Genomic DNA, 6,264 nt, shown 5'->3' on the forward strand with positions numbered 1-6,264 from the left:
CTGAGGCGTCAGTCCGTCGCCGAGGGCCTGCAACGAGGATTCAACCTGCACCAACGGCGAACGAGGACTCTCCAGCACTTCTTGAAGCTGAAGCAGAGGCGTTTTCATGCGCACATAGTGCTGAATATCGCGATAGAATTCTTCAGGGGGATAGCTGCCCGCGTTGACGCCCAACGAGTAGGGCGCAAAGAGATAGGTGTCGATCCGGTAACGCGTGGCGCGCTCCCGCTGCAGCGGATAGCCGAGTTTAAGCTCAAGCTGATATCGATCGTGGACAGACACGCGACGCAGAATCAAGTCTTCCATGAAAACCTCCTTTCCATCGATCCGCAATTGACCTGCGTCCAGGCTCTTGCGCGTGCACTCTGTTGTGATCCGTCGTGAAGAGGGGCCCGATTGAGCGGGCCGGGCGCCTTACTTCTGGCGCAAGCTGCGCAGCGCAATCGGCTTGTCTTTGTGGACGCTGAAGCAGTCAAAGTCGTTGGCGACCAGGGTGTTGGGGAAAATGGCCTGCGCTTCTTCCAGAATTTGTTGCGTCGTGTATCTTCTGCTCACATGGTGCAACACGAGCTGACGCACGCCTGCATTGCGCGCCAGTTTTGCGGCGCCGGCGGCGGTGATGTGACCATGCTGCCTGGCAAGCTGTTTATCGACCTCCAGATAGGTCGCCTCGATCACGAGCAGGTCAGCGTTCTCGGCGGGCTTATGCAACGGGCCGGTGTGGCTGACGTCGCCGACGAAGAAGAGCTTTGCCCCGCGCTGCGGTGGGCCGAGCACGTCCTCGGGTTGGATCACGCGGCCGTCCGGCAGCGTCGCCGCGCGTCCCTGCGCCAATTCACGGCGCACCGGCCCCTGCGGAATGCCGAGCGCCTCCGCTTTCTCCGCCAGAAACGGGCGTCGCGGCCTCTCTTCAAATAGAAATGCGAAACAATCCGGCCCACGGTGCTGCACCGGAATCACCGTCAATGTGAAGTGCTTATCCTCGAAGAGCACGCCAGGCTCCAGCAGGTTGAGCGTCACGCCGGAGCCGGCAATCTGCCCTGGGCCGAAAACGACTTCCATCAACATCTGCACGCGCGCCAGCGTCATAGCGCCGCCGTAGATGTTCAGCTCTTCCAGCGCCTCCCAACGCCCTAACGTGGAGGCCAACCCGCCCAACCCCAGAATATGATCCAGGTGACCATGGGTGAGCAAAATTTTATCCAGCCGTCGAAAACCCAGGCCGGTGCGCAGCAACTGGCGCTGCGTGCCTTCGCCGCAATCGATCATGAAGCGGTGTTCGTTCGCCAGCACCAATGCCGAAGACAGCCCGCGCTGCACCGAGGGCGCCGAAGCCGATGTTCCCAAAAAAACCACCTCAAACACAGACGCTCCGCCTTTCCTGATTTGCGCAGTCTTTCCAGTTTACTGAAAGCGAAGGGCGTCGCCAAATTGATGAAAAGGCGTTGCGGAGTGCATCTTGTATGGAAGCGCAGCGGCGGTGTGAAGCGAGAACGCAAGGCCGACGTTGTTGGCGGAGGAAGTGCACCCCCTCCTCTCGAAACATGCGCAGCGCGCTTTTGAGCAAAGGCGACGTTTAGACATACAATGGAAAGTCCGATTGCACCAATGCGACGGAGATCAGACTTGCAGATGCGCAAATCCGACGGGAGCCGACGCAAGTCGCCTGTGAAGCGATAGGGAAGCAATGAAAGTCCAGATTCAGAAGGAGCAGCCAGCATGAACGACTCGAGCAACCGCACACGCAACGGCGCCAGCGAACAAAACGATGTGATCACGGGCAGTTTCGCCGTCAAGGTGGGGCTGGCGCAGATGCTCAAGGGAGGTGTCATCATGGATGTCGTCACCGCCGAACAGGCGCGCATTGCAGAGGAGGCGGGTGCCTGCGCCGTCATGGCGCTCGAACGCGTGCCCGCCGACATTCGCAAAGATGGCGGGGTGGCGCGCATGAGCGACCCGCGCAAGATTAAAGAGATTATCGAGGCGGTGACGATCCCGGTGATGGCGAAAGTGCGCATCGGACATTTCGTCGAGGCGCAGATTTTGCAGGCGCTGGGCGTCGACTACATCGACGAGAGCGAAGTGTTGACGCCGGCGGATGAAGAGCACCACATCAACAAGCACAAGTTCACCACGCCTTTCGTCTGCGGCGCCCGCGATCTGGGCGAGGCGCTGCGCCGCATCGCCGAAGGCGCCGCCATGATCCGCACCAAAGGCGAGGCGGGCACCGGCAACATCGTCGAGGCCGTGCGCCACGCGCGCGCCGTCAACGGCGCCATTCGCCGCCTGCGCAGCATGGATGAAGATGAACTCTTCGCCTACGCCAAGGAAATCCGGGCGCCGTACTCGTTGGTGAAGCTCACGGCGGAGCTGGGGCGGCTGCCGGTGGTCAACTTTGCGGCCGGTGGGGTCGCCACGCCGGCCGACGCGGCGTTGATGATGCAGCTCGGCATGGACGGCGTTTTCGTAGGCTCCGGCATCTTCAAGAGCGGCAACCCGGAAAAACGCGCCCGCGCCATTGTCATGGCCGTCACGCACTACAACGATCCCCAGATTCTGGCGGAAGTCAGCGAGGATCTGGGGGAGCCGATGGTCGGCGTCAACCTCGACACGTTGAGTGAAGCCGACAAAATGGCGGTGCGAGGGTGGTGATAAAGGGAACGAACTCACTCTTCGAGAGGGCGTCCTGTTCGTTTCTCCACAGGACGCCTTCCCATTCTGAGATATCGATGCTCGACTCTTCCGGCGACAGCGCAAGCCAACTCTGCTGACATTTTTCTCCTCATTTTCAATTCTCCTGGCATTCAAAAGCGAGATTGACAACCCATCATCGTTTCGCTACAATGCCCTCACCTTCCATTTTGCGCACCTGTCCGTTCCAGAACAATTGAATCTTCAAAAAGGAGGACTCACATGAACCGTCGAGAGTTCCTGACGAGCATGGCGACCAAGGCGGCCGGCGGCGCTGTCATTGGGTTGGCGGCCGGCTGCACGTTTGGCGCCACGCCCGCCGCCCAGGAAATTCAGCAGGCAATTGCGCAGGATGCCGCGCTGCCCGAGCTCAAATGGCAGATGGCAACGAGTTGGCCGCTGGCGCTTGACACCATTTTTGGCGGCGCCCAAGCTTTCACCGATGCAGTGAAGGCGATGACCAGCGGCAAATTCATCATCGAGCCGCGCGCCGCCGGCGAGCTGGCGCCGGGCACCCAGGTGCTCGACGTCGTGTCTCAGGGCGCCGTTCCGATCGGACACACCGCTTCCTATTACTACGTCGGCAAAAGCCCGGCCACGGCGTTCGGCACAACGCTTCCTTTCGGTCTTACCGCTCAACAGCAGAACGCATGGTTTTATGAAGGCGGCGGCCTGGCGACGCTGCAGGAGTTCTATCAGGAAAAATTCAACGTCATTCAATTCCCGGCCGGCAACACCGGTGCGCAGATGGGAGGCTGGTTCCGTAAGGAGATCAATACGCCGGCGGACCTCAACGGCCTCAAAATGCGCATTCCCGGGCTTGGCGGTCAGGTCATGGCGAAGCTGGGCGTGACCGTCCAGGTGCTGCCGGGCGGCGAGATCTTCCAGGCGCTGCAGACCGGCGCCGTTGACGCTGCGGAGTGGGTTGGCCCTTATGATGATGAAAAACTTGGGCTAAACAAAGCCGCCGAATTCTACTACTACCCTGGCTGGTGGGAGCCGGGCCCCGCCCTGGAAGTGGAAATCAACCTCGACGAGTGGAAGAAGCTGCCGGAGCTCTATCGGGAGGCGATCAAATACTCCGCCTACGTCGCCAATGTGACAATGTTGGCGCGCTATGACGCGCTCAACGGCGCAGCCCTTCAGCGCCTGGTTGAGGCAGGCGCCAAGTTGCGGCCTTACAGCGAAGAGATCCTCGTTGCTGCAAAAGCGGCGGCTGATGAGCTATACGAAGAGTTCTCCGCAGCCGATGCAGACTTTGCAAGAATTTACAAGGAGTGGGACGCCTTCCGCACATCCGTGCAGGGATGGCACAATATCAACGAGTATAGCATGATGAACTTTGTGCACAATTTGCTGAAATAATCCTTGATTCCAACCAGGGGTTGTTCTGAAGTGAAAGGGAGCCGCTTTCAGCACGGACGGCTCCCTTTTATCTTGGTCGTTATCCGGCGGCGAGGGTGATCAGCCAACGCACTGTCTCGGGGAAGAAGATGACGATCAGGAGGACGATGAGCTGGATGACGACGAACGGGATGGCGCCTTTGTGAATATCGGCGGTCGTCACTTCTGGAGGAGCGGCGCTCTGTAAATAGAAGAGCGAAAAGCCGACCGGGGGTGAGACAAACGCGGTCTGTAAGTTGACGGCCATCATCACCCCAAACCAGACCATATCCAGGCCAAGCGCACTGGCGGCGGGCACCAGGATCGGCATGGCAATAAAGGAAATTTCGATAAACTCCAAAAAAACGCCCAAAAGAAAGATGGCGAGATTGGCCACGAGTAAAAACCCCCAGTAGCCTCCTGGTAGGCTGGTCAACAGTTCTTTGAAAAAGGGCGTGCCTCCCAGGCCGTCAAAAACCACGCTGAAAAAGGTCGAACAAAAGAGAATCATGATGACAAGACCGGTGATGCGCGCCGTCGCCGTGGCAGCCTCCACCAGGATTTTGACATTCAGCCTCCGCTTGAGCCAGGTCAGAATGCATGCACCCACGGCGCCCACAGCGCCTGCCTCCGTGGGCGTTGCAATGCCGAAAAAGATGCTTCCCAAGACGGCAAAGATCAATGTAATCGGCGGCACAACGGCAAGCACCACGCGCCAGAAGAGCGCCCCTCCGCTTAAGGAGCGCGCCTCTTTGGGCAACGCCGGCGCTACACCTGGTTTGATCAACGCCAGGACGATGACATACAACGCATAGGCTCCGGAGAGCATCAGCCCCGGGATCAAAGCGCCCAGAAAGAGATCCCCAATCGAAACGCCGATCTGATCGCTCAGCACGACCAACACCAGGCTCGGCGGGATCAACTGCGCCAGCGTGCCGGACGCCACAATGACGCCGGTGGCCAGCTCCTTGTCATAGCCATAGCGCAACATCACGGGCAACGACAATAAACCCATCACGATCACCGTTGCGGCCACGACGCCGGTCGCCGCCGCCAGCAAAGTGCCGACCAACACCACGGCCAACGCCATGCCCCCGCGTAGGGGTCCCAACAAAATTCCTGTCGTCTCTAACAGTTCCTCTGCGATGCCGGATTTTTCTAAGATTGCGCCGAGGAAGACGAAGAAAGGGATCGCCAGCAACGTGAAATCACTCATTGTGCCAAACCAACGGTTCGGCATCAGACGGATGAGGTTAAAGTCAAATGCATCGACGGAGAGGCCGATCAGCCCGAAGACAATCGCAGCTCCCGCGAAGGAAAACGCCACCGGATATCCGGACATCAAAATGAAAAAGAACCCCACGAACATGGCCACGGCCAGCCATTCATACCCCATATTCAGCTCCTCAACGGTTTCAGGATAGGTCGACTGGAGTTGCTTCTTGCTCGATTTCGCGCTGCACTTCTTGATGGCCGGTCAGCACAGCAGCGTATTTGATCGCTTGCGCAATCGCCTGCAACAACAACAGCGCGAAGGCGACGATGATGAAAGTTTTGATCGGCGCGCGCGGCAATCCTCCTGGATCGGGCGACATTTCCCAAAGGCGCCATGAGAACAGCACGGGCGTGATCGTCGCCCAAATCCCCATGATGCAGAAGGGGATCAGAAACAACACCGTCCCCAAGAAATCGATCCAGGCCTTGCGTCGCGCACTCCACTTGGCGTAGAGAAAGTCCACGCGCACGTTGACATTGTGGCGCAGGTTGTAGGCGAACATCAGGAAGAAGACGACCGAGTAAATATACCACTGCGTTTCGATCCAACGATTGGACGAAAGGTTCTGGCCGATAAACCTCCCTGTGTAACGCGCAACGACGTTATAGAAACCAACTGCAATGAGAAGAAGGGTGAGATAGATTGCGACTTTTCCCATCGCTTCTGAGATGCGGTCGATCCGATGCGCAAGCCGCAAGAGAGCGTTCATCCACGTCTCCTTTCCAGATAGGTGAGAAGTCGATTCTATGTGGGTGCATGGATTGTAGTTGAAGGGAGCGAATTGTGCAACCGTCGAGAAAAGTTTCGATTTCTATAGAAAAAGAAAGAGGGTGGGCTCCCACCCACCCTCTTCGACTTCATACAGTCGCTGCGCTTATGCAAGGCGCCGACGCATTGTCCACGCAAGACCCGCT

6 protein-coding genes (1 of these 6 running past the window's edge) are annotated in these 6,264 nt (G+C 58.4%); 2 read left to right on the forward strand and 4 right to left on the reverse strand.

Annotation, left to right across the window (positions count from 1 at the left end):
- Both Q0367_RS00245 and Q0367_RS00250 read right to left on the reverse strand, forming a co-directional pair.
- Positions 1–306, reverse strand: the 5' portion of a protein-coding gene (locus tag Q0367_RS00245) for a hypothetical protein (protein WP_298980540.1). 1,263 nt of this gene lie to the left of the window's left edge; 306 of the gene's 1,569 nt are visible here — the first part of the coding sequence; its start codon is at positions 304–306; the stop codon falls past the left edge of the window.
- Positions 307–414: 108 nt separating this feature from the next.
- Positions 415–1,365: a ribonuclease Z gene (locus tag Q0367_RS00250; protein WP_297629985.1), complete on the reverse strand. Its 951-nt coding sequence runs from the start codon at positions 1,363–1,365 to the stop codon at positions 415–417.
- A gap of 405 nt (positions 1,366–1,770) precedes the next feature.
- On the opposite strand from Q0367_RS00250, the gene pdxS reads away from it, so the two are divergent.
- Both pdxS and Q0367_RS00260 read left to right on the forward strand, forming a co-directional pair.
- Positions 1,771–2,652: a pyridoxal 5'-phosphate synthase lyase subunit PdxS gene (gene pdxS / locus Q0367_RS00255; protein WP_363325814.1), complete on the forward strand. Its 882-nt coding sequence runs from the start codon at positions 1,771–1,773 to the stop codon at positions 2,650–2,652.
- 261 nt (positions 2,653–2,913) lie between these two features.
- Positions 2,914–4,056, forward strand: a complete 1,143-nt coding sequence (locus Q0367_RS00260; RefSeq protein WP_297629991.1) for a TRAP transporter substrate-binding protein — start codon at positions 2,914–2,916, stop codon at positions 4,054–4,056.
- A gap of 79 nt (positions 4,057–4,135) precedes the next feature.
- Here Q0367_RS00260 and Q0367_RS00265 read toward each other — a convergent pair whose 3' ends face one another.
- A complete protein-coding gene (locus tag Q0367_RS00265) occupies positions 4,136–5,470 on the reverse strand; it encodes a TRAP transporter large permease subunit (protein ID WP_298980541.1) in 1,335 nt (444 codons plus the stop codon).
- A 19-nt stretch (positions 5,471–5,489) separates the two neighbouring features.
- The gene (locus Q0367_RS00270) at positions 5,490–6,059 is read right to left on the reverse strand and encodes a TRAP transporter small permease subunit (RefSeq protein WP_297629998.1); all 570 of its coding nucleotides are present in this window, start codon (positions 6,057–6,059) and stop codon (positions 5,490–5,492) included.
- Positions 6,060–6,264: the final 205 nt, after the last annotated feature.

It is taken from the genome of uncultured Caldilinea sp. (assembly GCF_937128415.1).
Taxonomy (GTDB): Bacteria; Chloroflexota; Anaerolineae; order Caldilineales; family Caldilineaceae; genus Caldilinea.

Excerpts from the sequence above, each read along its gene's own strand:
- Q0367_RS00260 (WP_297629991.1), top strand. The coding sequence starts at position 2,914 with ATGAACCGTCGAGAGTTCCTGACGAGCATGGCGACCAAGGCGGCCGGC.
- Q0367_RS00265 (WP_298980541.1), bottom strand. The coding sequence starts at position 5,470 with ATGGGGTATGAATGGCTGGCCGTGGCCATGTTCGTGGGGTTCTTTTTC.
- Q0367_RS00270 (WP_297629998.1), bottom strand. The coding sequence starts at position 6,059 with ATGAACGCTCTCTTGCGGCTTGCGCATCGGATCGACCGCATCTCAGAA.